At 68.0% G+C, this 25,199-nt stretch carries 22 protein-coding genes; 10 read left to right on the top strand and 12 right to left on the bottom strand.

Going from position 1 to position 25,199, the window contains the following annotated elements; translation table 11 throughout:
• Nucleotide 1: 1 nt before the first annotated feature.
• The 3 genes from RJ1_RS10905 to RJ1_RS10895 form a co-directional block, all read right to left on the bottom strand.
• Nucleotides 2-2,506 carry a DEAD/DEAH box helicase gene (locus tag RJ1_RS10905; protein ID WP_073359940.1) on the bottom strand — a complete coding sequence of 835 codons (2,505 nt, stop codon included), beginning with the start codon at nucleotides 2,504-2,506 and terminating at the stop codon, nucleotides 2-4.
• 40 nt (nucleotides 2,507-2,546) lie between these two features.
• Nucleotides 2,547-3,584, bottom strand: a complete 1,038-nt coding sequence (locus RJ1_RS10900; RefSeq protein ID WP_073359939.1) for an alpha/beta fold hydrolase — start codon at nucleotides 3,582-3,584, stop codon at nucleotides 2,547-2,549.
• Nucleotides 3,585-3,729: 145 nt separating this feature from the next.
• Nucleotides 3,730-4,698 (bottom strand): proteasome assembly chaperone family protein, encoded by a 969-nt coding sequence (locus RJ1_RS10895; RefSeq protein ID WP_073359938.1) that lies wholly within the window; start codon nucleotides 4,696-4,698, stop codon nucleotides 3,730-3,732.
• Nucleotides 4,699-4,984: 286 nt separating this feature from the next.
• On the opposite strand from RJ1_RS10895, the gene RJ1_RS10890 reads away from it, so the two are divergent.
• The 3 genes from RJ1_RS10890 (at nucleotide 4,985) to RJ1_RS10880 (ending at nucleotide 7,718) form a co-directional block, all read left to right on the top strand.
• A complete protein-coding gene (locus tag RJ1_RS10890; protein WP_073360026.1) occupies nucleotides 4,985-5,611 on the top strand; it encodes an MBL fold metallo-hydrolase in 627 nt (208 codons plus the stop codon).
• A gap of 93 nt (nucleotides 5,612-5,704) precedes the next feature.
• Complete coding sequence (locus RJ1_RS10885; protein ID WP_378379442.1) at nucleotides 5,705-6,418, top strand: DUF5642 family protein; 714 nt, start codon at nucleotides 5,705-5,707, stop codon at nucleotides 6,416-6,418.
• 349 nt (nucleotides 6,419-6,767) lie between these two features.
• A complete protein-coding gene (locus RJ1_RS10880; RefSeq protein ID WP_240319694.1) occupies nucleotides 6,768-7,718 on the top strand; it encodes a DUF4192 domain-containing protein in 951 nt (316 codons plus the stop codon).
• 7 nt (nucleotides 7,719-7,725) lie between these two features.
• Here RJ1_RS10880 and galE read toward each other — a convergent pair whose 3' ends face one another.
• Both galE and RJ1_RS10870 read right to left on the bottom strand, forming a co-directional pair.
• Entirely contained in the window at nucleotides 7,726-8,718 is a 993-nt protein-coding gene (gene galE / locus RJ1_RS10875; protein WP_073359936.1) for a UDP-glucose 4-epimerase GalE, read from the bottom strand.
• Nucleotides 8,719-8,721: 3 nt separating this feature from the next.
• Complete coding sequence (locus RJ1_RS10870; RefSeq protein WP_073360025.1) at nucleotides 8,722-9,414, bottom strand: iron-dependent transcriptional repressor DtxR; 693 nt, start codon at nucleotides 9,412-9,414, stop codon at nucleotides 8,722-8,724.
• 133 nt (nucleotides 9,415-9,547) lie between these two features.
• Between RJ1_RS10870 and RJ1_RS10865 the strand changes: the two genes are divergently transcribed.
• Complete coding sequence (locus RJ1_RS10865) at nucleotides 9,548-10,819, top strand: acetoin utilization protein AcuC (RefSeq protein ID WP_073359935.1); 1,272 nt, start codon at nucleotides 9,548-9,550, stop codon at nucleotides 10,817-10,819.
• Entirely contained in the window at nucleotides 10,812-13,541 is a 2,730-nt protein-coding gene (locus RJ1_RS10860; protein ID WP_073359934.1) for a bifunctional acetate--CoA ligase family protein/GNAT family N-acetyltransferase, read from the top strand. Before RJ1_RS10865 ends, RJ1_RS10860 begins: the two co-directional genes overlap by 8 nt.
• 102 nt (nucleotides 13,542-13,643) lie before the next feature.
• On the opposite strand, the gene RJ1_RS10855 is transcribed toward RJ1_RS10860, so the two are convergent.
• The 3 genes from RJ1_RS10855 to RJ1_RS10845 form a co-directional block, all read right to left on the bottom strand.
• On the bottom strand, nucleotides 13,644-14,615 hold the full coding sequence (locus tag RJ1_RS10855; protein ID WP_073359933.1) for a sigma-70 family RNA polymerase sigma factor: 972 nt from the start codon (nucleotides 14,613-14,615) through the stop codon (nucleotides 13,644-13,646).
• 166 nt (nucleotides 14,616-14,781) lie between these two features.
• Nucleotides 14,782-16,263 (bottom strand): DUF7782 domain-containing protein, encoded by a 1,482-nt coding sequence (locus RJ1_RS10850; protein ID WP_073359932.1) that lies wholly within the window; start codon nucleotides 16,261-16,263, stop codon nucleotides 14,782-14,784.
• Between the two features lie 57 nt (nucleotides 16,264-16,320).
• Nucleotides 16,321-16,680, bottom strand: coding sequence for a DUF3099 domain-containing protein (locus RJ1_RS10845; RefSeq protein ID WP_073359931.1), 360 nt, complete (start codon nucleotides 16,678-16,680; stop codon nucleotides 16,321-16,323).
• Nucleotides 16,681-16,768: 88 nt separating this feature from the next.
• Here RJ1_RS10845 and RJ1_RS10840 point away from each other — a divergent pair, with 88 nt between their 5' ends.
• Entirely contained in the window at nucleotides 16,769-17,005 is a 237-nt protein-coding gene (locus RJ1_RS10840) for a DUF3039 domain-containing protein (protein ID WP_005240826.1), read from the top strand.
• On the opposite strand, the gene RJ1_RS10835 is transcribed toward RJ1_RS10840, so the two are convergent.
• Entirely contained in the window at nucleotides 16,978-18,150 is a 1,173-nt protein-coding gene (locus tag RJ1_RS10835) for a YihY/virulence factor BrkB family protein (protein WP_073359930.1), read from the bottom strand. The two genes, RJ1_RS10840 and RJ1_RS10835, sit on opposite strands and share 28 nt — an antisense overlap.
• A gap of 255 nt (nucleotides 18,151-18,405) precedes the next feature.
• On the opposite strand from RJ1_RS10835, the gene RJ1_RS10830 reads away from it, so the two are divergent.
• Nucleotides 18,406-20,169, top strand: coding sequence for a DEAD/DEAH box helicase (locus RJ1_RS10830; RefSeq protein ID WP_073359929.1), 1,764 nt, complete (start codon nucleotides 18,406-18,408; stop codon nucleotides 20,167-20,169).
• 107 nt (nucleotides 20,170-20,276) lie between these two features.
• Here the strand turns inward: RJ1_RS10830 and RJ1_RS10825 are convergent, their stop codons facing one another.
• Nucleotides 20,277-20,471 (bottom strand): DUF7455 domain-containing protein, encoded by a 195-nt coding sequence (locus RJ1_RS10825; RefSeq protein ID WP_005240831.1) that lies wholly within the window; start codon nucleotides 20,469-20,471, stop codon nucleotides 20,277-20,279.
• Nucleotides 20,472-20,731: 260 nt separating this feature from the next.
• On the opposite strand from RJ1_RS10825, the gene RJ1_RS10820 reads away from it, so the two are divergent.
• From RJ1_RS10820 to RJ1_RS10810, 3 genes are read left to right on the top strand one after another with little or no spacing between them, the layout of a single operon-like run.
• Nucleotides 20,732-21,106: a DUF952 domain-containing protein gene (locus tag RJ1_RS10820; protein WP_073359928.1), complete on the top strand. Its 375-nt coding sequence runs from the start codon at nucleotides 20,732-20,734 to the stop codon at nucleotides 21,104-21,106.
• Nucleotides 21,107-21,153: 47 nt separating this feature from the next.
• Nucleotides 21,154-21,636 (top strand): cation:proton antiporter regulatory subunit, encoded by a 483-nt coding sequence (locus tag RJ1_RS10815; protein WP_073359927.1) that lies wholly within the window; start codon nucleotides 21,154-21,156, stop codon nucleotides 21,634-21,636.
• A gap of 6 nt (nucleotides 21,637-21,642) precedes the next feature.
• Entirely contained in the window at nucleotides 21,643-22,815 is a 1,173-nt protein-coding gene (locus RJ1_RS10810; RefSeq protein WP_073359926.1) for a cation:proton antiporter, read from the top strand.
• A gap of 85 nt (nucleotides 22,816-22,900) precedes the next feature.
• On the opposite strand, the gene RJ1_RS10805 is transcribed toward RJ1_RS10810, so the two are convergent.
• Entirely contained in the window at nucleotides 22,901-24,274 is a 1,374-nt protein-coding gene (locus RJ1_RS10805; RefSeq protein ID WP_073359925.1) for an RNA polymerase sigma factor, read from the bottom strand.
• Nucleotides 24,275-24,395: 121 nt separating this feature from the next.
• Nucleotides 24,396-25,148 (bottom strand): polyphosphate--glucose phosphotransferase, encoded by a 753-nt coding sequence (ppgK, locus tag RJ1_RS10800; protein WP_073359924.1) that lies wholly within the window; start codon nucleotides 25,146-25,148, stop codon nucleotides 24,396-24,398.
• Nucleotides 25,149-25,199 lie beyond the last annotated feature (51 nt).

The following is a 25,199-nucleotide window of genomic DNA, read 5'->3' as shown; positions in this document are numbered from 1 at the left end:
CCTACCCCTCGACGATGCTGAGTTCGTCGAAGACCACTTCGCCGGCCGCGTCGGACTCGGGAAGGTCGACGACCGCCGTCAGCGCCCACCCGTGATCGCCCTGCGGATCCTCGAGGACCTGCCGGACCCGCCACAACTCGGGCGCGGTCTCCACCTGGAACAGCTGGGGGCCGCGCGCCGACGGCCCGGTGCCGAGCGAGTCGTACTCGTCGAAGTACGGCTGGAGCTGGTCTTCCCACTCGTCGGCGTCGATGCCGTCGTCGAGCCCCTCGAGCTCGGCCCACCGCCGCCGCGACGCGAGTTCGATCCGCCGGAACATGGCGTTGCGCACCATCACCCGGAATGCTCTCGTGTTCGCCGAGATCGGGCGTGGCACGTCGGCCCCGAACGCGACCTGCTGCTCGTCTCCCTCGGCGCCGGGGTCGGTGAGTTGCTCCCATTCGTCGAGCAGGCTCGAATCCACCTGGCGGATCAGCTCGCCGAGCCACTCGATGAGGTCGTCGAGCTCCTCCGTCCGGGCCTCGGTCGGAACGGTCTGGCGCAGTGCGCGATACGCGTCGGCGAGATACCGCAGCACGAGACCTTCCGAACGGGCCAGCCCGTAGTGGCTGACCATTTCGGCGAACGTCATGGCACGCTCGACCATGTCCCGCACGACGGACTTGGGCGACAGCGCGAACTCCGAGATCCACGGATGGCCACCGCGGTACATCTCGAACGCCGGGAACAGCAGCTCGCCGAGGGGCTTGGGCCAGGTGACCTCCTCGAGCAGTTCCATCCGCTCCTCGTACTCGATGCCGTCGGCCTTCATCTGCGCGACCGCCTCGCCGCGGGCGAAGTGCTGCTGCGCCATGAGGACCTGCCGCGGGTCGTCGAGGGTCGACTCGATCACCGACACCACGTCCAGCGCATACGAATCGGACTCGGCGTCGAGGAGTTCGAGGGCGGCCAGGGCGAACGGGGACAGCGGCTGGTTCAGCGCGAAGTCCCGCTGGAGTTCCATCGTGAGCCGGGCCATGCGGCCGTCGGCGTCGGGCTCGTCGAGTCGTTGCACCACGCCGGCGTCGATCAGCCCCCGGTACAACGACAGCGCCTTGAGGATGTGCTTGCGCTGCGCCGGGCGGGTCTCGTGGTTGTCCTCGAGGAGGTGCCGCATCGATTCGAAGCAGTTGCCCGGCCGGGCGATCACGTTGAGCAGCATGGAATTCGATACGGAGAACCGCGACGTGAGCGGTTCGGGTGACGCGCCGACGAGGCGATCGAACGTGGCCTCGCTCCACGAGACGAAGCCGTCCGGCGCCTTCTTACGCTGCACCTTCCGGCGCTTCTTCGGGTCGTCGCCGGCCTTCGCCAGAGCACGCAGATTCTCGACCTCGTGCTCGGGGGCCTGCACGACGACGGTGCCCAGGGTGTCGTAGCCGGCGCGTCCCGCGCGTCCCGCGATCTGATGGAACTCCCGGGCGCGGAGGTGCCGGGTGCGGGTGCCGTCGAACTTGGTCAGCCCGGTCAGCAGCACGGTGCGGATGGGGACGTTGATCCCCACACCGAGAGTGTCGGTGCCGCAGATGACCTTCAGCAGACCGTCCTGCGCCAGCTTCTCGATGAGACGGCGATACTTCGGCAGCATCCCCGCGTGGTGGACGCCGATGCCGTGCCGGACGAGGCGCGAGAGGGTCTTGCCGAATCCGGTGGTGAAGCGGAAGCCGCCGAGGGCTTCGGCGATGGCGTCCTTCTCCTCGCGTGAACAGAAGTTGACGCTGGTCAGGGCCTGCGCGCGTTCCAGGGCGGCGGCCTGGGTGAAGTGCACGACGTAGACCGGGGCCTGGTTGGTGGTCACCAGTTCCTCGATGGTCTCGCTCACGGGCGTCGTGGCGTAGGAGAACATGAGGGGAACGGGACGCTCGGTGCCCGCCACGACGGTGGTAGGGCGTCCGGTCCGCCGGGTGAGATCGGAGGAGAAGAAGTCGACCTCACCGAGCGTGGCCGACATGAGAAGGAACTGGGCGTGGGGGAGTTCGACGAGGGGGACCTGCCACGCCCACCCGCGGTCGGGCTCGGAGTAGAAGTGGAACTCGTCCATCACGACCTGACCGATGTCGGAGTCCGGGCCCTCCCGCAGTGCGAGATTCGCGACGATCTCGGCGGTCGCGCAGATGATCGGCGCCCGCGAGTTGACGGCGGCGTCGCCCGTCATCATGCCGACGTTCTCCGCGCCGAACACCTCGCACAGGGCGAAGAACTTCTCGCTGACGAGGGCCTTGATCGGGGCTGTGTAGAACGTGCGCTTGCCGGTGGCCATCGCGTAGAAGTGGGCGCCGACCGCCACCATGGACTTGCCGGATCCGGTGGGCGTCGCCAGGATCACGTTGGCCCCGGACACCAGCTCCATGACCGATTCTTCCTGGGCGGAGTAGAGCGTCAGACCTCGTTCTTCGGTCCAGGAGGTGAAGGCGTCGAAAACGGAATCGGAATCCGCGTTCTCGGGGAGCAGGTCGGAGAGAAGCACTGCTACAGGCTAGCCGGACGCTGGTGTGCCGGTGCCGGGCCTAGGTCGCGCTGCGCTCGTCCGATCCCATCGCGTCCAGGACCGCCATGCGGGTGGACGCGCTGCCGGTGATGGTGCTCTCACCGACGCCGGTGACGAGCATCTGCCGCCACTTCGCTTCGTCGAACTGCAGGGGATGCGTTCCGGACAGGAACTTCTCGATGGTGCGCAGGAATCGCATCGGATCGTCGCGGAACGGGAAATGGCCTGCGCCGCGGAAGATCTCGAGATGTGAGTCGGGCATCGCCGCGTGCGCCAGATGGGCGTGGCTGACCGGGATGACGGCGTCCTGATCGCCCCAGATGAGCTGCACCGGAAGGTTCTCGGTCAGATAACATCGGTCGAGCATGGTGACCACCTGGCCGCGCCAGTCGACGACCGCCCGCAGGGTGCGCAGGTACGCCTCGTACGCGGTGGGGTCGTACAACTCGGCGAGTACCCGCACCAGGTCGGGTGTGTCGTGCAGCATCGCGCCGGGACGCAGCCGCGTGCCGTTCAGCTGACTCAGCACGTTGCCCACCAGTCGGACGGTGGGCATCGCGCCGGGAATGCGCAGCAGTTTCAGCGCCTCGTTGACCACCGGAACCGACGCGAGCCGCAGCAGCGGGTGCACATCCTTGGTGACACCGCCCGCCGACACCAGGACGAGTCGGTCGACCATCTGCGGAAACTGGTAGGAGAACTGCATGGCGACCCCGCCGCCGAGCGAGTGACCGACGACGGTGACCTTGTCGATGCCCAGGGTGGACAGGAGGTCGCGCATGCCGTTGGCGTACGCCGCCACCGAGTAATCGGCTCGCGGTTTGTCGGACCGCCCGTGGCCCAGGAGGTCGGGCGCGATGACGGTGTAGTTCTTGGCCAGGTGCGGGATGATCTCGGTCCAGGTGGACGAGTTGTCGCCGATGCCGTGGATCAGCAGCAGCGCGGGACCCTCGCCCGCCATGCGGAACGCGCGGCGGTAACCGTGGATGGTGCGGAACATCATGCGGGTTTCGGCGTTCGGTACAGGCCTGAGCTTACGAATGCGATTGTCGCTCATGTCGCCTCCTGAACTAGATGCAATACCCGAATGTTGACAGCTCAATCATCCGCTTCACATCGACGCTATTGCACCGGTGTCGGGTGAACAACTGGACCGTGCGGCCGCACAGTGTCCGGGTGGCGGCCGCACAACCGCTCGCCGGTCATGCCCCGCCCGGTGATCCGCCCTCCTCCTCGGAGTCGCCGCCGTTGCCGTCCTGCATCGCCTGTTCGGCGAGGAAACGCTCGAATTCCGCGCCGAGTTCGTCTCCGCTCGGAAGATCTTCTTCGCTGGCCAGGAGCGTGGATTGCTGCTCTTGTGCCGTTACGTAGGCATCGTACTGACGTTCCAGGGCGTGGACGACGGTTTGTACCTCCTCGTTACCCGCGATGTGCTCGTCGACCTGTTCGCGGACGCGCGCCGCGGCCTCGCCCAGCGCGCTCAGCGGCAGATCCAGGTCGGTGACGTCACTCACATTCTCGAGGAGGGTTTCGGCGGCCCCGGGGTAATCCGTCTGAGCCAGGTAGTGAGGAACGTGAACCGAGAATCCGACCGACTCGTGTCCGTGCTGCGCCATCCGCAATTCGATCAGCGAGGACGCGCTGCCCGGCACCTGCAGCTCACCCGACCAGCGCTGGTGGTCCTTGATCAGGTCCTTGTTGGTGGAATGCGCTGTCACACCGAGCGGGCGGGTGTGCGGAATGGCCATCGGAATGGCATTGATGCCCACGGTCCGGCGCACACCGAGCTGCTCGGCGAGCAGCCGCACCGCCGTGGTGAAGCGCTCCCAGCGCAGATCGGGCTCCATGCCTGCCAGCAGCAGGAACGGGGTCCCCGCCGTGTCCTTCAGGGCATAGAGGTTCAGCTCGGGCTGGTCGTAGTCCGAGAAGTGGTCGGCCTTGAACGTCATCGTGGGCCGACGTGAGCGGTAGTCGACCAATTCGTCGACCGCGAAGGAGGCGACCAGCTCGCTCTCCAGGCTCTCGCGGAGATGCGTCGTGGCGAGTTTGACGGCGTGGCCGGCGTCGGAGAAGCCCTCGAGTCCGTGGATCAGCACAGGTCCCTGCCCGTCCGCGGAGGACAGCTGCGGCGCCGGGAACTCCAGCTCGTACATCTTCGACTGTTCGTCCATCACAGACCTCTTCTCCTTCGTGCCTGGCCTCCAGTGTCCCCTATCGGCTCCGGCATCGATACGTCGGACTTTGCTCTCGGAGGTCCCGCCCTGGGGGAACACGGTGCGGTCGACCGATAATTCCCGCCGGTGGCCGTTCGGTGTTCGCCCACAGCGAGATCCCGCGCACAGACTGTGGCACTGTGGGGAACAGCACGGTCCGAGCCGGAGAACGATCCTGGAGGTGCACGATGTCGAGGCGGGTACGAGCAACTGCCGGCCGGATCAGGCGATCGGCGGTCGCGTCGTGAGCGTCCGTATCGACCGAGTGGTCACCTCCGGCACCTTCAGTCTCGACGGCGGCACCTGGGACGTCGAGAACAACGTGTGGATCGTCGGCGACGACTCCGAGGTGGTGGTCGTCGACGCCGCCCATTCCGCCGAACCGATCGTCGAGGCGGTCGGCGGCAGGAAGGTCCGGGCCATCGTTTGCACACACGGGCACAACGACCACGTCACCGTGGCGCCCGAACTGGCGGCGGCGCTGGATGCTCCTCTCTACCTCCATGCGGCCGACGACGTGCTGTGGCGACAGACGCACCCCGCCGTCGCCTACGCACCGATCGAGGACGAACAGGAGATCCCTGTGGCCGGCACCGATATCCGCGTGCTCCACACTCCCGGTCACTCGCCCGGTTCGTGCTGCCTGTATCTCCCGGAAGCGGGGGAGTTGTTCAGTGGCGACACCCTGTTCTCGGGCGGACCGGGTGCCACCGGCCGCTCGTACTCGGATTTCCCGACGATCATCGGGTCCATCCGCGACCGCCTGTTCGCGTTGCCGGCGTCGACGACGGTCCGCACCGGGCACGGCGACGGCACCAGCATCGGGGCCGAGGCCCCACATCTGGAGGAGTGGATCGCCCGCGGCAGTTGAGCCGCAGCCTCCCCGCCGCCGGTGCATCGGCGTGGCAGAGTGGCGGAAAGGGCGCCCCGGACGGGGGCACGGATCCGACACGGGAGGTCGACGGTGAGGTCTCGGCGCACAGCGGTACGGACGGCCATCGTTGCCCCGGTGGTCGCGCTGTCCGCCGCCGCGGCGATCCTCTCCGGGTGCTCCTCGACGGTCTCCGGGATCCCGCAGCCGAGCACGACCATCTCAGCGGGTACACCGTCCGGAAAGGGACTGTCGAAACTCCTGGTCGATCCCGCCGACTTCCCGGCCCGGTACGAGGCGATCGTGCTGCCCGCGCAGGCCGTGTCGATGGCCGCGCCCGACCTGACGGGCGTGCCACAGGGCGCGGTTGTCGACCCCGCGGACTGCGCACCTCCGTCGCAGGACTACGGACCGACCGGCACGGTCATGGCCGTCGGCACCGACAATGCGAGCCGTTCGACGATCTCGATCGAACTCACCAAGACCGACACGCCCCTGGACGAGCTGGCAAAGCAGACGGAGCGATGCGGCGAGGTCACCGTGACCGACAACGGCGCCGAGTCCACCGTCACCACCCAGGTCACGCCCGCGCCACCCGTCCGGGCCGACGACACCCTCGCGCTCCGGCGGACCGTCAGGTCGGGTAACGAGAGCGAGAAGGTCACCCAGTCGATGGTCACGTTGATCGCGCAGGTCGGCGACGTGCGGGTGTCGGCGACGTTCATGTCGTTCGGCGACGCGAAGGCCGATACCGTCGCGCTCGACGAGGTGTTCACCGCGGCCGTGCAGAAGGTGCAGAACAGCTGAGCGGAGGCCTTAGCACAGGGCTCCGACGACTTCTCTGGCAATCGGCGCGTCTGCTCGGCGTGGCGGGCCGGTTGTCCATAACCTCGCGCTCATCCACAGCCCTGTGTGTTTTCCCAGGTCGAGTGCCGAGTCCGTCGGCGTCGACCGGTCAGAGTCTGATGCATGACGACTCCTGCATTTCCGCACAGTTCCGACTTCTCCGACGACCCCGGCGGGGGACCGTTCTCACAGCGGTACACCGTCAAGTTGTCCGACCCGGGCGAACTCCTCGCCTCGGTGCCCGCTCTGCTCGGTTTCCGGCCGGCACGGTCGATCGTCCGGGGAGCCCACCCCGGCGGTCGGTGCCGTCATGAGACACGACCTGGTCCTCGGTGGCGGCGACGAACCGACCGAATCGATGTACGCGGCGGTGGGGCAGTTCGCCTCGGTCTGCGAGAGGGACCGTGCGGCCGGAGTGATCCTGGTGCTGGTCGACGACCGCTTCACCGACCCTTTCGCGGTCTCCCGCGTCGAACTGGCCGCCATCGTCGAAGAATTCGAGGATCTCCTGGATTTCGCACCCACCACGCTGCTCGACGTGTTCGTGACGGCCGAGATCGCGGACGGCTGCGAGTGGTTCAGTCTCTTCGGCGGCGGTGGGTACGGCGCCCAGCCGGATCCCACGTCGTCTCGGGTCGCGGTGGCGCAGGTCCTCGAGGGCCGGCCGATCCGCTCCTCACGCGAAGAGCTGGAAGCGACGATCGAGGCCGGCCCACCGCTCGAACGGATGCAGATCGCCGCCCTCATCGGCCGTGGCCGTCAATCATCGCTTCTTCGAAGGGAATTGGCGCAACGATCGGCAACACCGGAACGTTGCCACCGTCTCGAACTCGAACTGCTGCTGACGCACATCGCGCGGGTGTCCTCGGGCGAGAAACTCCTCGCGCCGGAGTACGCGGAACTGGCGCTGGCCCTGGACAACGTCATCGTTCGCGACTGCGCGCTCGCGCTGGCGGTCGGAGCCTACGCCGGCGACGCGGAGCAGTTGTGGATTCTCCTCACCCGCAACCTCCCCGACCCGGAACGCGCGAACGCGGCGGCACTGCTCGGTTACAGTGCCTACATTCGTGGGGACGGGCCGTTCGCGGGAATCGCCCTGGCCGCTGCCCTGGACTCTGATCCGGGACACGTACTGGCCACGTTGCTGGACGGAGCGCTGCACGCCGGACTCCGGCCGGCCGAGGTGCGTGGCCTGGCCGGAGTTGGCTACGACAGTGCGGCGGAGGTCGGCGTCGTGCTACCCCCGCAGGTCGAGGGGTGAGCGAACGTCACCGCTGCGCGGCGTGCGACCTGTCGCCGAGGTTCTGCAGGTAGGTCCAGGCGTCGGCGACGATCTCGTCGAGGTCGGTGTGCTCCGGCCGCCACCCGAGTTCCGCGATGGCACGATCGCTCGACGCCACCAGCACGGCGGGATCGCCCGCCCGGCGCGGTGCGTCCTCGACCGCGATGGGGAGCCCGGTGACCCGCGCGCACGCCGAGATGACCTCGCGCACACTGAAACCCGCACCGCTACCGAGATTGTAGATGCGGTGCCTGCCCTCGATCGACGACTCCAGTGCCAGCACGTGCGCCTCGGCGAGGTCGAGCACGTGGATGTAGTCGCGGATCGCGGTTCCGTCCGGCGTCGGCCAGTCGGTTCCGAAGACCGAGATCTTCTCCCGCTGACCGAGCGCCACCTGGAGCACGAGAGGAATCAAATGCGTTTCGACGACCCGGTTCTCGCCGGCCGACTTGTATGCACCCGCGACGTTGAAGTACCGCAGGCTGGTCGCCGCGAGCGAATGCGCCACCGAATACGACATGATGGCATGGTCGATCGCGAGTTTCGTCGCCCCGTACGGGTTGGTGGGACGCGTGGGATCGGCCTCCGTGATCGGCGAGTGCTCGGGCTCGCCGTACGTGGCGGCGGTCGACGAGAACACCAGCTTCTGCGTCCCCGAATTCCGCATTGCCTCCAGAAGTTCGAGCGTGGTGACGACGTTGCCGCGCCAGTACTTCTCGGGGTACTGGACGGACTCGCCGACCAGCGACTGAGCCGCGAAGTGCAGGACGCCGTCGAAACGGGGAGTGCCGCCCGTGCCGAGTACGTCCGACACGACCTCCGCGACGTCGCCCTCGACGAACTCGGCGCCGAGCGGCACCGCGTCGGCGTTACCGGTGGACAGGTCGTCGATGATGACGACCTCGTGTCCTCGTTCGAGCAGGACTGTGCTGCAGACGCTGCCGACGTAGCCGGCACCGCCCGTGACCAGAAGTTTCATCCGCTAACCCTGAACCTGCTTCACCTGGACGGCGTGCGCCATCTCCTCGGACAGATCGAAACCGCTGTGGCCGGGCACCGTGATGGTGACCGAACCGGGTTTGGTCTCGACGGTGACACGCGCGTCGGGCACGACGCCCGCCTCACGCAGCTGGCCGATGACGTCCGGATCCGACTGCACGTGCTCCGCGAGACGCCGGACCACGACCGCGGTCGGCTTCCCGGGCGGCACGTCCGTGAGACGGATGAGCGTCTCGGGGGCGTCGACCGGGCGGTCCAGCCCGAGCTGCGCCAGCCCCGGAATCGGGTTTCCGTACGGCGAGGTCGTCGGGTTGTTGAGCACCTCCACCAGGCGCCGCTCCACTTCTTCGCTCATGACGTGCTCCCAGCGGCACGCCTCCGCGTGAACCTCTTCCCATTTGAGGCCGATGACATCGACCAGGAGTCGTTCGGCGAGGCGGTGCTTCCGCATCACCGACACCGCGAGTTCGCGGCCCTTCTCCGTCAGTTCCAGGTGGCGGTCGCCGGCGACCAGGAGGAGACCGTCACGCTCCATCCGGGCGACGGTCTGGCTGACCGTCGGACCGCTCTGCTCGAGTCGTTCGGCAATACGTGCTCGAAGGGGGACGACGCCCTCTTCTTCCAAGTCATAGATCGTCCGGAGATACATCTCCGTGGTGTCGACCAGATCCTTCACACTCACACCCCTTCGTCTCGGTTGATTCTACCGGTGATTGCCCCTCACCGGCGCCGTCCGCCTCGCAGCGCGTCGACGGTAGTCGTAGCGGGGTCTGCTCGCACCCTCCGCGGGGTACCAGTAGCGTGAGTTCATGACCGCGTCGTTCAGTTCCGGGGAGGATTCGGCTGCACTGGTATCGAACCGTGCCGTCGTGTGGAGCCCGGACTATCTCAGCTATCGGTGGAGTGCGGACCACCCGATGAATCCCACCCGGCTCGAGCTGACCATGTCGCTCGCCCGCAGCCTCGGGATCCTGGAGGGGGTCGAACTGTTGCGGCCCGAGGCCGCGTCGGACGCGGATCTGTTGCGGATCCACACCCCCGCGTACGTCGAAGCCGTCAAGCAGGCCGGCCACTCGGCGACGTCGGGTGTGCTCGGCGCGGACGCCCCGCACGGTCTCGGCACCGAGGACAACCCCGTCTTCCCCCAGATGCACGAGGCGAGCGCGATCCTCGCCGGCGGTTCCCTCGCCGCAGCGCAGGAGATCGCAGCGGGGCGCACGCGGCGCGCGGTGAGTATCGGCGGCGGTATGCACCACGCGATGCCCGACTGGGCGTCCGGCTTCTGCGTCTACAACGACGTCGCCATTGCCGTGTCCTGGCTTTTGGACAACGGTTTCGACCGGATCGCCTACATCGACGTCGACGCCCACCACGGCGACGGGGTGCAGCACGCGTTCGCCCACGACCCGCGGGTGCTGACGATCTCGCTCCACCAGCATCCGGCGACACTCTGGCCCAACACCGGCTGGTCGAGCGAAGTCGGGGAGGGGGCCGCGGAAGGCACCGCCGTCAACCTCCCTGTGCTGCCCGGCACCGTCGATGCGTTGTGGCTGCGAGGTTTCCACGCCGTCGTCCCGGGCGCTCTCGCCGCGTTCCGTCCCCAGATCGTGATCAGCCAGTGCGGTGTCGACAGTCACCGCGAGGATCCGCTGGCCGACCTCGCGCTGACGGTCGACGGCCAGCGGGCCGCGTTTCTCGCGATGCGTGATCTGGCCGACCGCTACGCCGAAGGTCGCTGGCTGGCCGTGGGCGGCGGTGGGTACGGACTGGTCCGCGTCGTCCCCCGTGCCTGGACCCACCTCATCGCCGCGGCACTCGACCGCGAGATCGACACGGCCCGTGCCGTACCCGCGGACTGGCAGGAGCGGGCCCACGCGCTCGCGCCCAGCGTGGACCTGCCGGACACGATGGGCGACGGCGGCGAGGTCGACTACCTGTCCTGGGACGGACCCGGTGGCACACCGGAGACCGGGGTCCCCTCGGTCGACCGCGCCCTGACACGCATCGACTCGGCCGTCATCGCCACCCGCCGCGCCTGCTTCCCGCTACTCGGACTCGACCCGGAGGATCCCCGTGACTGAGCCGACGGACGGAAGCTCCTCGACGGACACCGGCGCGGAGGCGGTCACGACCGAGCCGAAGAGGAATCCGCCCGACGCCGCGCACAATTACCCGCGGCACTGGGTCGCCGACGTACTGGCGGCCGACGGCGGGGCGGTGGCGCTGCGGCCGATCGTGCCCGAGGACGCGGACACACTCGTGGCGTTCCATTCGAAGCTCTCCGAACGCACCCGCTATCTCCGGTATTTCGGCCCCTACCCGACCATGTCGCAACGGGACATCGTCCACTTCACCACCGTCGACCACCACGATCGGGTGGCGTTCGTGGTGGTCCTCGGCGACGAGATCATCGCCGTCGGGCGCTACGAACGGCTCACCGGCGAAGGCGACGGCAAGTCCGCGGAGGTGGCGTTCGTCGTCGCCGACGCGCATCAGGGCCGCGGGCTGGGGCCGATCCTGCTCGAGCACCTGGCCGCGGCGGCCGCGGAGAACGGCCTGACGATGTTCGTCGCCGAGGTTCTCGCGGAGAACCGGAACATGGTGACGGTCTTCCGCGAGGCGGGGTACCAGGTGAGCCGCAGTTTCGAGGGCGGAGTGCTGAGGCTCGAGTTCGCGATCGACCCCACCGAAGCGATGGTGTCCGTGCGTAATTCCCGCGAGCGGGCGGCGGAGGCGCGCAGCATGCGCAACGTGCTCAGTCCGCGATCGGTCGCGGTGATCGGTGCCTCGACCGACCGAGCGAAGGTCGGTAACGCCGTTCTGACCAACCTGCTGCGGGCAGGATTCGCCGGTCCCGTGTATCCGGTCAACGCCGAGCACCGTTCGGTTCACGGTGTGCGGGCGTACCCGACGGTCCGCGACATCCCCGACGAGGTGGATCTCGCGGTGGTCGCCGTTCCCGCCGAGTCGATCAACGCCGTCCTCGACGACTGCCTCGACAAGGGTGTCAAGGCGCTCGTCGTCGTGTCTTCGGGCTTCAGCGAAACCGGTTCGGACGGAAGGCAGTCCGAACGTCGGCTCGTCCATGCCGCACGTGCGCACGGGATGCGGCTGATCGGTCCCAACGCGCTCGGCGTGGCCAACAACGACCGCGAGGTGTCGCTGAACGCGACCCTCGCGCCGGTGCTCCCGAGTCCGGGCAACGTCGGATTCTTCTGCCAGTCCGGCGCACTCGGCATCGCCATTCTCGACGAGGCCGCACGGAGCAGAATCGGCCTGTCCGCCTTCGTCTCCGCGGGTAACCGCGCCGACGTCTCCGGCAACGACCTCCTGCAGTACTGGGATTCGGATCCGGCCACCGAGGTCGTGCTGCTGTATCTGGAGAGTTTCGGCAATCCGCGCAAGTTCTCGCGCATCGCGCGCCGGGTGGCCAGGAACAAGCCGATCGTCGCAGTCAAGAGCGGCCGGCACGCCGTTCCGCCCGCGCTCGCGGCCAGCGGTGGCGAAATGGACGATTCGATCGTGCGTGCCCTGTTCGAGCAGGCCGGGGTCGTGCAGGTCGGGTCGATCTCCCAGCTGTTCGACTGCGCGCTGCTGTTCGGGTACCAGCCGTTGCCGGCAGGCCCCCGGCTCGCCGTGGTCGGCAACTCGACCGCGCTGGGCGTCCTCGCCGCGGACGCCGCACGCAGTGAAGGACTGCACGTCGGCGACCCGGTCGACCTCGGCCCGCAGGCCGGTCCCGAGGAGTTCGCGACGGCGGTGCGGACCGCGCTGGCGTCGTCCGACGTCGATTCGGTGATCGCCGTCTTCGTCCCGCCGGTCGCCGTGCCCGCCGAACCCTATGCCCAGGCGCTCCGGGAAGCGGTCCGGGAAGCGGACAAACCTGTGCTGACGACGTTCCTCGCGGCGGAGGGCGTGCCCGACGTGCTGGCCGTGCGGGGCGAGGACGGGCACCCGACCCGGGGTTCGGTTCCCTCGTATCCCGGCCCCGAGCGCGCGGCACTTGCACTGGCGCGTGCGTGGCGGTACGCGGCATGGAAGCGGAAGCCGTCGTCGAAGGTGGTGCGCCCCAACGGCATCGATCCGGAACGGGCGAAGGAGATGGTCGACGGCTGGCTCGGGGCGTCGTCCGGGCGCTGGTTGTCGGACTTCGAGGCGTCGCAGCTCCTCGCGTGCTATGGCGTGGACGTCGTGGACTTCCGGTCCGCCACCACCGAAGACGAGGCCGTACAGGCCGCGGAGGAACTGGGGTACCCGGTCGCGGTCAAGGCGACCGGTGAGCAGTGGCGGCACCGGCCGGACCTCGGCGGTGTCCGACTCGACCTGGTCGGGCCCGACTCCGTCCGCTGGGCCTACCGCGACCTCGCCGCCGCGTCCGGTGAACCACTGCTCCACGTGCAGCGGATGGCCACCAAGGGAATCGGTTGTGTGGTGGGTGTGCAGGACGACCCGTCGTTCGGTTCGCTGATCTCGTTCGGACTGGCGGGCGTGATCTCCGACCTCCTCGGTGACCGCGCCTACCGGGTGCTGCCCCTCACGGAGGACGCCGCGGCCGAACTGATCGACGCACCGAAGGCCGCGCCGCTGCTGTCCGGGTATCGCAGCGCGGTGCCCGTGAACAAATCCGCCCTGGTCGACCTCGTGCAGCGGATCTCGGCTCTCGCCGACGACCTCCCCGAGGTGCGGGAACTGGCCTGCGAACCCGTACTCGCCTCGGCGGAGGGCGCCCAGATCACCGATTCGCGTGTGCGGATCGGCCCGGAGCCGAGTGTCGCCGACCTCGGTCCCCGCCGCTTGCGCTGACCACTGTGCCGCGCAGACCCGAAGCGGGGTCCGGGCGGACAGCACAACGCCGGTGCCGGTCGCGTACGACCGGCACCGGCGCTGATTCCGGGTGGGGGAGTGTCAGCTGGCGTAGGAGCGCAGCCGCTCGGCGCGGTCGCCCTGACGCAGCTTGCCCATCACTTCACGCTCGATCTGGCGGACCCGCTCGCGGGAGAGCCCGAAGAGCTTGCCGATCTGGTCGAGGGTGCGCGGCTGACCGTCGTCGAGTCCGTAACGCAGGCGGATGACCTGCTGCTCACGTTCGTCGAGGGTGGCGAGCACGGTGCGCACGTCGCTGTGCAGGAGACCGGCGATGACCGCGTTCTCCGCCGACGTGGCCTCCGAGTCCTCGATGAAGTCGCCGAGCGGTGCTTCCTCGTCGTTGCCGACCGGCATGTCGAGGCTTACCGGGTCGCGGCTGTGGTCGAGGAGGTCGGCGATCTTGTGGGCCGGGATTCCGGACTCTTCGGCCAGCTCGTCGTCCGTCGCCTCACGCCCGAGCTGCTGATGCAGCTCACGCTTGATCCGGGCCAGCTTGTTGACCTGCTCCACGAGATGCACTGGCAGCCGGATCGTCCGGCTCTGATCGGCCATGCCGCGGGTGATGGCCTGACGAATCCACCAGGTGGCATACGTCGAGAACTTGAACCCCTTCGCGTAGTCGAACTTCTCCATCGCGCGGATCAGCCCCAGGTTGCCTTCCTGGATGAGGTCCAGGAGCGGCATGCCGCGACCGGTGTACCGCTTCGCGAGCGACACGACGAGTCGCAGGTTGGCCTCGAGGAGGTGTGCGCGGGCGGACTGTCCTTCACGGACGATCGTCGCGAGGTCGCGCTTCTTGGCGGGGGACAGTCGCTTCCCGGTGTCCAAGATGTGCGCCGCGTACAGCCCAGCCTCGATTCGCTTGGACAGTTCCACCTCGTCTGCAGCCGTCAGCAGAGCGGTGCGGCCGATTCCGTTCAGGTAGACGCGGACCAGGTCGGCAGCGGGGCTCTGGGCGTCCAGATCGGCAGCGCTGGGACGAATGCGAGTTGTGGTGCTGGGGCTTGTCATGACTTGCCTCCTCATCGGTGGTGTCTCATATGGATCAACGCACCGAAGGCCTGGGAAAGTTCCCGGCCGGTAATTTACGAAGAGGCTGTGACCTGCGGGTTCCTCGATTCGGTCCTGAGAAGTTGCTGAGAACACGTATAAGGGGGACGGTTCGGGAACCCGTCGGCTACGTGGGGAGCACCAGTCCGTGCCGGACGAGGGCGTGCACGAGGGGGACGGCCGACTGCGCGAGTTCCTCGGCGTCGACGCCGTGGGCCGCCGCGAGGAGTTCGATCAGTTCGCCCAGCACGAGGCCGTCGCCGCCGCGCATGCCCGCGACGAGGGACGCGACGAGATCGTCGACCTCGTGCTGCCACGCCGGGCCGTTGCCGCGGTGCAATCGGGCGACCACCTGGGTCCAGCCGTCGTCGCCGGGGAGGAACACCCGCTCGAGGGCGGTGCTCTCCTCGACGCGGAACCGCGCGGTGAGCACGTCGTGCTCCCGCAGCCACGCCACCCGCTCGAAGTATCCGAGCGCCTCCGCGCCGAGCGGATCGCTGAAGCCGTGGGTGAGATCCTCCGCCATCAGGTCGGTGGGTGCGTCGGTGCGGCGCAGGTAGACGAACCCGAAGCCGATTCCCTCCACGTCGGCGCTCGCCAGGTGATCCAGCCATTCCTCGGCGATCGTCGCGGTGGCGGGGTCGCGGGTGTCGAGGCCGCCGTCCCGCATCCACGTACCCACGTACAGGGCGGGGTCCGCGACGTCCCGCTGCACCACCCACGCATCGATTCCGTGGGTGGGAAGCCAGGACGCCACCCGGGCCCGCCAGTCCTCGCCCTCGACGTGGATCCAGGACGCCAGCAGCGCCGCGGTCCCGCCGGGTGCCAGGTAGTCGGCGACCCCGGAGATCATCAATTCACTCGCGCCGTCCAGGTCGAGACCCGAGTCGCGGTAGGTGTGCCCGACCCGCGCGCGGCTGACGACGAACGGCGGATTGGCCACCACCTGATCGAACGTGCGGCCCTCCACCGGCTCGAACCACGACCCGGCGAGCAGTTCCATCTTCTCCTCGTTGAGCGCCGCCGTGACGGCCGCGAGATCGACGGCACGGACGTTGAGATCCGTGGCGGTCACCGTGTCGGCGTAGGAGGCTCCGTGCAGTGCCTGGATGCCGCAGCCGGTCCCGACGTCGAGCAGCGACCCGACCGGTGCCGTCGGGGTGGCCTGCAGCAGCGACAGCGACGCGTGCCCGACGCCGATGACGTGGTCGACGGGTGTCTCGCGGGGCCGGAGGGACCCGTCGAGGTCGGACACCACCCAGCGGTTGCCCCCGCCGATGTCCATGGGCCGGAGGTCGAGGGCGGCCCGGACGACGTCGCCGTCGGACTCGAGCAAGCCGGCGGAGACGGCATCCTCGACCGTGAGCGGGGCCAGCGCCGCCGCCACCTCGGCGGCGGGACAGTCGTCGGTGAGCAGGAACAGGCGGATCAGGGTGCCGAGTTCCCCGCAGCCCGCGCTGGCCCGGCGCACCGGGACCGGTTCGTTGCGGCTCAGCGCGGCGTGGTTCTCGGGGCCGAGCGCGTCGAGCAGAGTGTCCGTGTCGTAACGGTTGCGGAGAAGCGCCTCGCGCAGCGAAGGGCAGATCGACAGCAGTTCGTCACGGTTCACCCGTGCATTGTGTCAGTACGCGCCGCTGCGGCGTCAGCCCTCGATTGTGCGGCGTCGTCAGCCCTCGATCGTGTGGTGCGGCGGCGCGGGCAGGGCGGTGGACGGCGACTCGCGGTGGTCGTAGCGGCTGGGCTCGTCCTTGGTGCGCGGGGGCCGGTCGTTCGCGATGAGGACCGCGATCCACGGCAGCGGGATCGACAGGCCGATGATCGCCATCGAGATCCACGGGTTCTCCCAGATGCCGTACGCCGCCGCCGCGAAGATCAGCGCGGGAAAACGGAACGACATGATGAGCAGGTACTTGCGGACACGGGCGCGATGTTGATCCTCGATGGATCGCGCTGCTTCGGTGATGAGAACCGGATTGTTCGGTGAGCCGGCGTCGTGGGACGCGCCGAACCCTGCACTTCGTGCCATGACTCCACTGTTCCACTGTCGGGCGGCAATTGCACACAAGGGGTCGGCAGGGGGTGGGATCGCCGGCCGGTTGCGGCATTATTGAGGGGTGAGCACTCAAACCAAGGAACGGCCCGACGTCACCACCGACGAGTCGACCGATGACGACACTCCCAAATTCTTCCACTACGTGAAGAAGAACAAGATCGCGGAGAGCGCCGTCATGGGCACCCACGTCGTCGCCCTGTGCGGCGAGGTGTTCCCGGTGACGAAATCGGCGAAGCCGGGATCGCCCGTCTGCCCCGACTGCAAGAAGATCTACGAAGGATTACGCAAGGGCGACTGAGGCTTCGCCGGCGCGCGCCGCACACCCGGTGGCTCGGGACGTTCCCGTACCGAGCTGTCGGGCTCGACGTCGTTCCCGGACTCCGGCTCGGGACGGTCCGGTGATGTGCGTTCGCCGACGATCTTGATCGGACCGGTGGCGATACGCCGTGTGAGGCTGGTCACCGGGCCCGCCGACGGTGAGCTGTCGGCCTGCGCCGCGATCCAGTCCCGCATCTGGTCGATACGGGTTGCCCGGGCAGGCCAGAATTCCTGGACGGTGGCATTGAACTCGGCGCCGAGCACCACCGCGAAACCCAGGAAGAACGTGAACAGCAGGAACGCGATCGGCGTGGCCAGTGCCCCGTACGTGTACCCCGTGCCTGCGACCCAGGAGAGGTACCAGCGCAGGCAGGTGCTGGCCCCGAGGAAGAACACGCCCGCGACCAGCGCACCGCCGAGCAGCCGGTGCCACGGCAGCGACCGGGGCAGCGCCACCTTGTAGAGGGTCGTCAGACCGACGATCAGCAGCAGACCGACGGCGGGGTAGTAGAACGTGTCGACGATCTCCGTCCCGATGGTGCGCCACGCCTCCGGGAGTACCCTGCCGACGAGCGTCGGTCCCAGCGCGACCAGCGGCAGGGTGAACACGGCGAGGATGAGGAACATCACGTAGAGCAGCAACGCGAACACGCGCTGCCACACCGGATGCCGCGCCTCCTGCTGGCCGTGTGCCTCGACGATCGAGTCCACGAACGTGGAGATGGCGGACGAGCCCGCCCACAGGGACAGCAGAAAGCTCAGCGACACGATCTCGGGGCGTCCGCGTTCGAGGACGTCGCCGACCGTCGGTCGGATGATCTGTTCGACGACGTTGTCGCTGAACACCGTCCCGCTGAAGTTGATGATCTTGGATTGGATGATGTCGACGGTGTCGGGCCCGAACCACCCGCCGACGTATCCGAGCATCCCGAGGAGCCCGAGCAGCAGCGGGGGCAGCGACAGCGTCTGCCAGAACGCCGCCGTGGCCGCCTTCCCGAAGATCGAATCGTCCCACGCCTTGCTCGCTGTGCGACCGATCACGCTCAGCGTCCGACGTAGCGGATGCCACCCGGACCTGGGTGGGTCGCCGCCACTCTTCGGCGTTTTCGAGGGCGTTTCGGTCATGATGTTTCCAGCATCCCTGACGACACGCCCGGTTGCCCACCGCTGCTGTCCTCGTGTCGCGACAAATCTGCCACTATCGGAACTCGCGAATGCGGTTCGCGTCGTATCCGGGCGCTAGGCTCCTTGACGGACAGCGCCTTCGGGTCTGGACCCGGACATGTCGATCGAATACCGAGGAGTGCGAGCAAACAGTGCCATGTCAGCGGAGGGCAGCCCGTGAGTGCTGAGACAGTGGGCTCCCAGTCGGCGCCGAGAGTGGAAACCGAGGCCGCGCAGATAGTGGGCACCGAGGCCTACCTCGCACAGACCGAACCGGCCAGACCCGCAGGATCACTGCGCGCCTGGCAGCGTCGCGCGCTGACCAAATATCTGTCCACCGGACCGCAGGACTTCCTCGCGGTCGCGACGCCGGGCGCCGGTAAGACCACGTTCGCGCTGCGCGTCGCGTCGGAGTTGCTGCGCGACCGCACCGTCGACCAGGTCACGGTGGTCGCTCCGACCGAGCACCTCAAGCACCAGTGGGCCGAGTCGGCGGCCCGCAACGGCATCGCACTGGACTCGTACTTCTCCAACTCGACCGGTCAGACGTCCAGCGACTACCAGGGTGTCGTGGTGACGTACGCGCAGGTCGCGTCGCACCCGTTCAAGCACCGGGTCCGCACCGAGAGCCGGCGCACGCTGGTCATCCTCGACGAGATTCACCACGGCGGCGACGCGAAGAGCTGGGGTGACGCCATCCGGGAGGCGTTCGGTGACGCCACCCGCCGTCTCGCCCTCACCGGAACGCCGTTCCGCAGCGACGACAGCGCGATCCCGTTCGTGACATACGAACCCGATCGCGAGGGCTTGATGCGCTCGAAGGCGGATCACTCCTACGGGTACTCCGACGCGCTCGCGGACGGCGTCGTCCGGCCCGTCGTGTTCCTGGCCTATTCCGGCGAGGCACGCTGGCGGAACAATGCGGGCGAGGAGTTCTCGGCGCGTCTCGGTGAGCCGCTCAGCGCGGAACAGACGGCCCGGGCATGGCGGACAGCACTGGACCCGTCGGGTGACTGGATTCCCGCGGTCCTGCACGCCGCCGACACGAGGCTCGGCCAGCTCCGCACGGGCGGCATGCCCGACGCGGGTGGTCTGGTGATCGCCACCGATCAGACCGTGGCCCGCGCCTACGCACAGACGCTGAAGGCGGTCACCGGGGAAGATCCGGTCGTGGTGCTCTCCGACGACCCGACGGCGTCCAAGCGGATCGCCGAGTTCGGGGCGAGCACCCAGAAGTGGATGGTCGCCGTCCGCATGGTGTCGGAGGGCGTCGACGTACCCCGCCTGGCCGTCGGCGTGTACGCCACCAGCGCGTCCACCCCGCTCTATTTCGCGCAGGCGATCGGGCGATTCGTGCGGTCCCGCCGCAAGGGCGAGACCGCGAGCGTGTTCCTCCCGTCGGTGCCGGTGCTGCTCGACCTGGCCAGCCAGCTCGAGGCGCAGCGCGACCACGTGCTCGGCAAACCGCACCGCGAGAAAGACGGATTCGACGACGACCTTCTCGCCGACGCGAACAAGCAGAAGGACGAACTCGGCGAGGAGGAGAAGGCGTTCACCTCCCTCGGCGCGGATGCCGAGCTCGATCAGGTGATCTACGACGGCTCGTCCTTCGGGACGGCCACGTTCTCGGGCTCCGACGAGGAGGCCGACTACCTCGGTCTGCCCGGGCTGCTCGACGCCGACCAGATGCGCGCCCTGCTGCGTCAGCGGCAATCGGAGCAGCTGGACAAGCCGCAGCCTGCTCCCGCCGCGCCCGCCCACACACCCGTGCCGCAGGTCGCGGACCGGGTGGCGGCCGCAGGACAGCTCGCGCAGCTGCGCCGGGAACTGAACAGTCTGGTCGCCATGCATCATCACAGGACCGGCAAACCGCACGGCACCATCCACGGCGAGTTGCGTCGCGTGTGCGGGGGACCGCCCACCGCGATCGCCACCGTCGATCAGCTCACCGAGCGGATCTCCACCCTGCGACAGTGGTGACCACCGTCGCTCGGACCGCCGAACAGAAGAGACCGGCGAGTGCAGTGCACTCGCCGGTCTCTTGTTCTGAAGAGGTGAGCCTGGGACGGGTCACCCGGGCTGACGTATCAGATTGCAGCTTCGGCTTCGGACACGATCGTGGCGTTCATCTCGCGAAGTCGGTCTGCGTGCTCGTTGGCGTGGTGACCGCAGAAGAGCAACTCTCCTCCGGTCGGAAGTACCGCGCGAACGCGGGCTCCCGCACCGCACCGGTCGCACCGGTCGGCTGCGGTCAACGGGGGGCTGGTCAGTGTTCCGGGCATGACTCCTCCGTACTGGCTTTCGACTGATGCCGAGTGCCTGGGGCCTTGGTCCGCCGCGTCGGGGTGGCGCGGTGGATCTACTCTGTCAGACGTTTGGGGTTTACGCGTTGTTCCCGATGGCGTTTCTCAGTGTTGCATCACACACGAAACGCGCCGGAAATGTGCAGGAAGAGCCCTGAAGAGGGCGGACGTGAACAGACCGAGCGGTCCGAGTTCGCTGACAGCTGATTCGGTTCGGGACGTGACGCTAGTCTCGCCGTGTGCAATCCGAACACGCGCGCCCCGACGGATCCGACCGGCTCGTCCATCTGTGCAGCCGCGCGGAATGGCGGACAGCGGAGCGCGAAGGCCGTCGTGTGCCCGACGGGTTCACCGCCGACGGGTTCATTCACCTGTCGACGCCCACCCAGGTGCACCTGCCGGCCAACAGGCTGTTCGCCGGGCGCACGGACCTCGTCCTGCTGTCCCTCGACCCCGCTGCTCTCGGTTCACCCGTGAAGTGGGAGCCTGGTGTCCCCACCGATCCGGCGTCGATGCTCTTTCCGCACCTGTACGGGCCGCTGCCCGTCACGGCGGTGACGTCGGTCGAGGACTACCGCCCCGGCGCCGACGGAACGTTCGCCGCCCGGCACTGACGCGAGCCTCCCACGGTTGCCCCCACGGATCGGACTACCGTGGAGTCATGAACGTTGAAGTGACGCCACTACCGGGTATCGGGGTGCGTAAGGACTTCGAACTTGCCTCCGGTCGTCGAATCGGTGTCATCACCCATCGCGACGGGCGCACGGATCTGATCGTCTCGAAAGCCGACGATCCCGACTCCTGCGCGGCCTCCGTACCGCTCACCACCGAGGAAGCCGCAGTCCTCAGCAACCTGCTGGGTGCCCCGCAACTCGTGGCGCAGCTGGAGGAGGAACACAGGGACCTGCCCGGCATCCGGACCAAGCAGCTGTACATCAAGGAGGACTCCCGATTCGACGGCCGGCCGCTCGGCGACACGGCGATGCGGACACGAACCGGGGTCTCGATCGTCGCGGTCATGCGGGCCGGCCAGGTGTACCCGTCGCCGAAGCCTGACTTCCTGCTTACTTCGGGCGACCTTCTGGTCGCCGTCGGAACCACAGACGGACTGGACGCGTCAGCCAAGCTCCTGGCCAACGGCTGACAGTCCGTGAACACCACCACGCTCGCGCTCATCGAACTGGGCGCGGTGTTCTTCGCGCTCGGGCTGCTGGGCCGTCTCGCGGCTCAGTTCGGCATGTCGCCGATCCCGTTCTACCTACTCGGCGGACTCTGCTTCGGCAGCGGTGGGTTCGTCAATCTCGGTGACATCAGCGAGTTCAGCCACCTCGCCAGCGAGATCGGCGTGGTTCTCCTGCTGCTTCTGCTGGGTCTCGAATACACGGCCTCGGAGCTCGTCACCGGGCTGCGACGGTCGTGGATGGCCGGTGTCGTCGACGCCGTCCTCAACGCGGCGCCGGGGGCCGTCGTCGCCCTGATGCTGGGGTGGGGGACCACCGGCGCCGTCGTGATGGCGGGCGTCACGTACATCTCCTCGTCGGGCATCATCGCGAAGGTGCTGAGCGACCTGGGACGGCTCGGCAACCGCGAAACACCGGTCGTGCTCTCGATACTCGTGTTCGAGGACCTCGCGATGGCCGTGTACCTGCCCATCCTGACGGCCCTGCTCGCCGGCGTCAGTTTCGCCGGTGGACTCGAGGCCGTCGCGATCTCACTGGTCGTGATCTCGGTCGTCCTCGTGATCGCATTGCGGTACGGCCGCTACGTGTCGGCGCTGCTGGACAGCCCGGACAGCGAGACCCTGCTCCTGAAACTGCTCGGTGCCGCGCTCCTCGTTGCAGGGATCAGCTCGGCGATGCAGGTGTCGGCCGCCGTCGGCGCGTTCCTGCTGGGAATCGCGATCTCCGGCACGACCGCCCACAACGCCAGCCGTGTTCTCGAACCACTCCGCGATCTGTTCGCAGCGATGTTCTTCGTGGTGTTCGGGCTCAACACCGATCCCCGGGCGATCCCACCGGTCCTCGGCTGGGCCGTCCTCCTCGCCGTCGTCACCGCGCTGACGAAGATGGTCACCGGCGCGTGGGCGGCGAAACAACAGGGCGTCGGGCGTCTGGGCCGGGCCCGGGCCGGGGTGGCGCTGATCGCGCGCGGCGAGTTCTCGATCGTCATCGCCGGCCTGGCGTTGTCGGCCGGCGCCGTGGAGAGCGAACTCGTTGCACTCGCTACCGCGTACGTCCTTCTGATGGCCGTCATCGGGCCTGTGGCGGCCCGCGTGGTCGAACCGGTGGCGGGCGCCTGGATCCGGGTTCGCACCAGCGCGTAGCGGACCACTGCCGGACGCCCGGCGCAGACGACGATGCCCCCGGACTCGCTCGGAGTCCGGGGGCATCGGGAACTGTGTGTGACTGTCAGTCCAGGTAATCGCGCAGCACCTGCGACCGCGAGGGGTGGCGCAGCTTCGACATGGTCTTGGACTCGATCTGACGGATGCGCTCACGCGTGACCCCGTAGACCTGTCCGATCTCGTCGAGGGTGCGGGGCTGTCCGTCGGTCAGGCCGAAGCGCAGGCGCACGACTCCCGCTTCACGCTCGGAGAGCGTCTCGAGCACCGACTGGAGCTGGTCCTGCAGCAGGGTGAACGACACGGCGTCGACGGCCACCACGGCCTCGGAGTCCTCGATGAAGTCGCCGAGCTGGCTGTCTCCCTCGTCGCCGATCGTCTGGTCGAGGGAGATGGGCTCTCGCGCGTACTGCTGGATCTCCAGCACCTTCTCGGGCGTGATGTCCATTTCCTTGGCGAGCTCTTCGGGAGTGGGCTCGCGACCCAGATCCTGCAGGAGTTCACGCTGGATGCGGCCGAGCTTGTTGATGACCTCCACCATGTGCACCGGGATGCGGATGGTGCGGGCCTGGTCGGCCATCGCGCGGGTGATGGCCTGCCGGATCCACCACGTGGCGTAGGTCGAGAACTTGTAGCCCTTCGTGTAGTCGAACTTCTCGACGGCGCGAATGAGGCCCAGGTTGCCTTCCTGAATCAGGTCGAGGAAGGCCATGCCGCGGCCGGTGTAGCGCTTGGCCAGCGATACGACGAGGCGGAGGTTCGCCTCGAGCAGGTGGTTCTTGGCGCGGTTTCCGTCGCGGCAGATCCAGCTCATGTCCCGGCGCTGGGCGGCGGGGAGCTTCTCACCGGTATCGGACAGCTCCTGCATGATCTGGGTGGCGTAGAGCCCGGCCTCGATCCGCTTGGCGAGTTCGACCTCCTCTTCTGCGTTGAGGAGGGCGACCTTGCCGATCTGCTTGAGGTAGGCACGCACCGAGTCGGCGGACGCGGTCAGCTCGGCGTCCTTGCGGGCCTGACGGAGGGCTTCGGACTCCTCCTCGTCCCACACGAAGTCGCCGGAGGCCTTGTCCTTCTCGGACGGCTCCTCGGTCTCCTCGTCCTCGCCGACGGCGACGACCTCGACGACATCGGTCTCGACCTCGGCCAGGTCGCCCTCGGTGATGTCGATGTCCTCCATGTCGGCGGAGTCCTCGTCGTGGTCTTCGCCGTCCGCGGACTTACCGGCCGTGGCCTTCTTGCCGCCCGCCTTCTTCGCTGCCGCCTTCTTGGCGGGAGCTTTTTTCGCTGCTGCCTTCTTGGCCGGTGCCTTCTTGGCCGCCGGCTTCTTCGCGGAAGCGTCCTCGGCTGCCGGAGCAGTGCCGGTGGCTGCCGCTCCGACTGGTGCTTCCGGTCCTGACTCCGAAGTCGAATCAGCAGTCTGACGTGTATCGGTGGCTGCCACGTACGCCCTTTCGTGACGGTGTCGTGCGGCGTCACGCCAGAGTGGTCATCCGGCGGAGAGGTCTACTGGTTTCGCCGGCGCGCAGCCGGGCTCTTCCATTGTAACGACCCATCCGAAATAGTTACGGAGCGATGCCCGTTTCGACCGCGAGAGCAGCGCCGACGATCCCTGCCGTATTGAGCAGCGCAGCAGGTACGACGGGTGTCCTGTTGGTCAGATGAGGGATCCACTTCTCGTGTTTGCGGCTGATTCCGCCGCCGGCGATGAACAGATCCGGCCACAGGAGGTTCTCGAACCGGGTGAGGACGCGGGTCACCTCGGCGGCCCATTCCTTGTACGACAGGTCCTTCTTCTCCTTCACCGACGACGCCGCCCGGTGCTCGGCCTCCTTGCTGTCGACCTCCATGTGCCCGAACTCGGTATTGGGGAGCAGGACGCCGTTGTGGAGGATCGCGGAGCCGATGCCCGTGCCGAACGTGAGGAGGATGACGACACCCTTCGCGTCCTTGCCGGCGCCGAGCGCGTCCTCCGCGATCCCCGCCGCGTCGGCGTCGTTGAGGACGGTGACGAGCCGGCCGCCGAGGGCGTCGGCGAACAGTGTGCGCGCGTCCGTCCCGATCCACTTCTTGTCGATGTTCGCGGCGGACCGTGCCACTCCGCCGGTGACCACGCTCGGCAGGGTGATACCGACCGGTCCGTCCCATTCGGCCTGGCGAATGATCTCGGCGACGGTCTCCGCGACCGCCTCCGGGGTGGACGGCTGCGGGGTGAGCAGCTTGATCCGGTCCCCGATCAATTCGCCGGTCTCGAGGTCCACGACGCCACCCTTGACGCCGCTGCCTCCGACGTCGACACCGAACCCGGTCTTGGTCATGGCGTGTGCTCCTCCGTGTCGACGACGACGCGTTCTCCGGCGCGCTTCTGC

This window comes from Rhodococcus jostii NBRC 16295 (genome assembly GCF_001894825.1).
In the GTDB taxonomy this organism is placed as follows: domain Bacteria; phylum Actinomycetota; class Actinomycetes; order Mycobacteriales; family Mycobacteriaceae; genus Rhodococcus_F; species Rhodococcus_F jostii.
The sequence above is the reverse complement of the archived record's forward strand: the minus strand, read 5'-3'. Positions and strand labels throughout refer to the sequence as shown.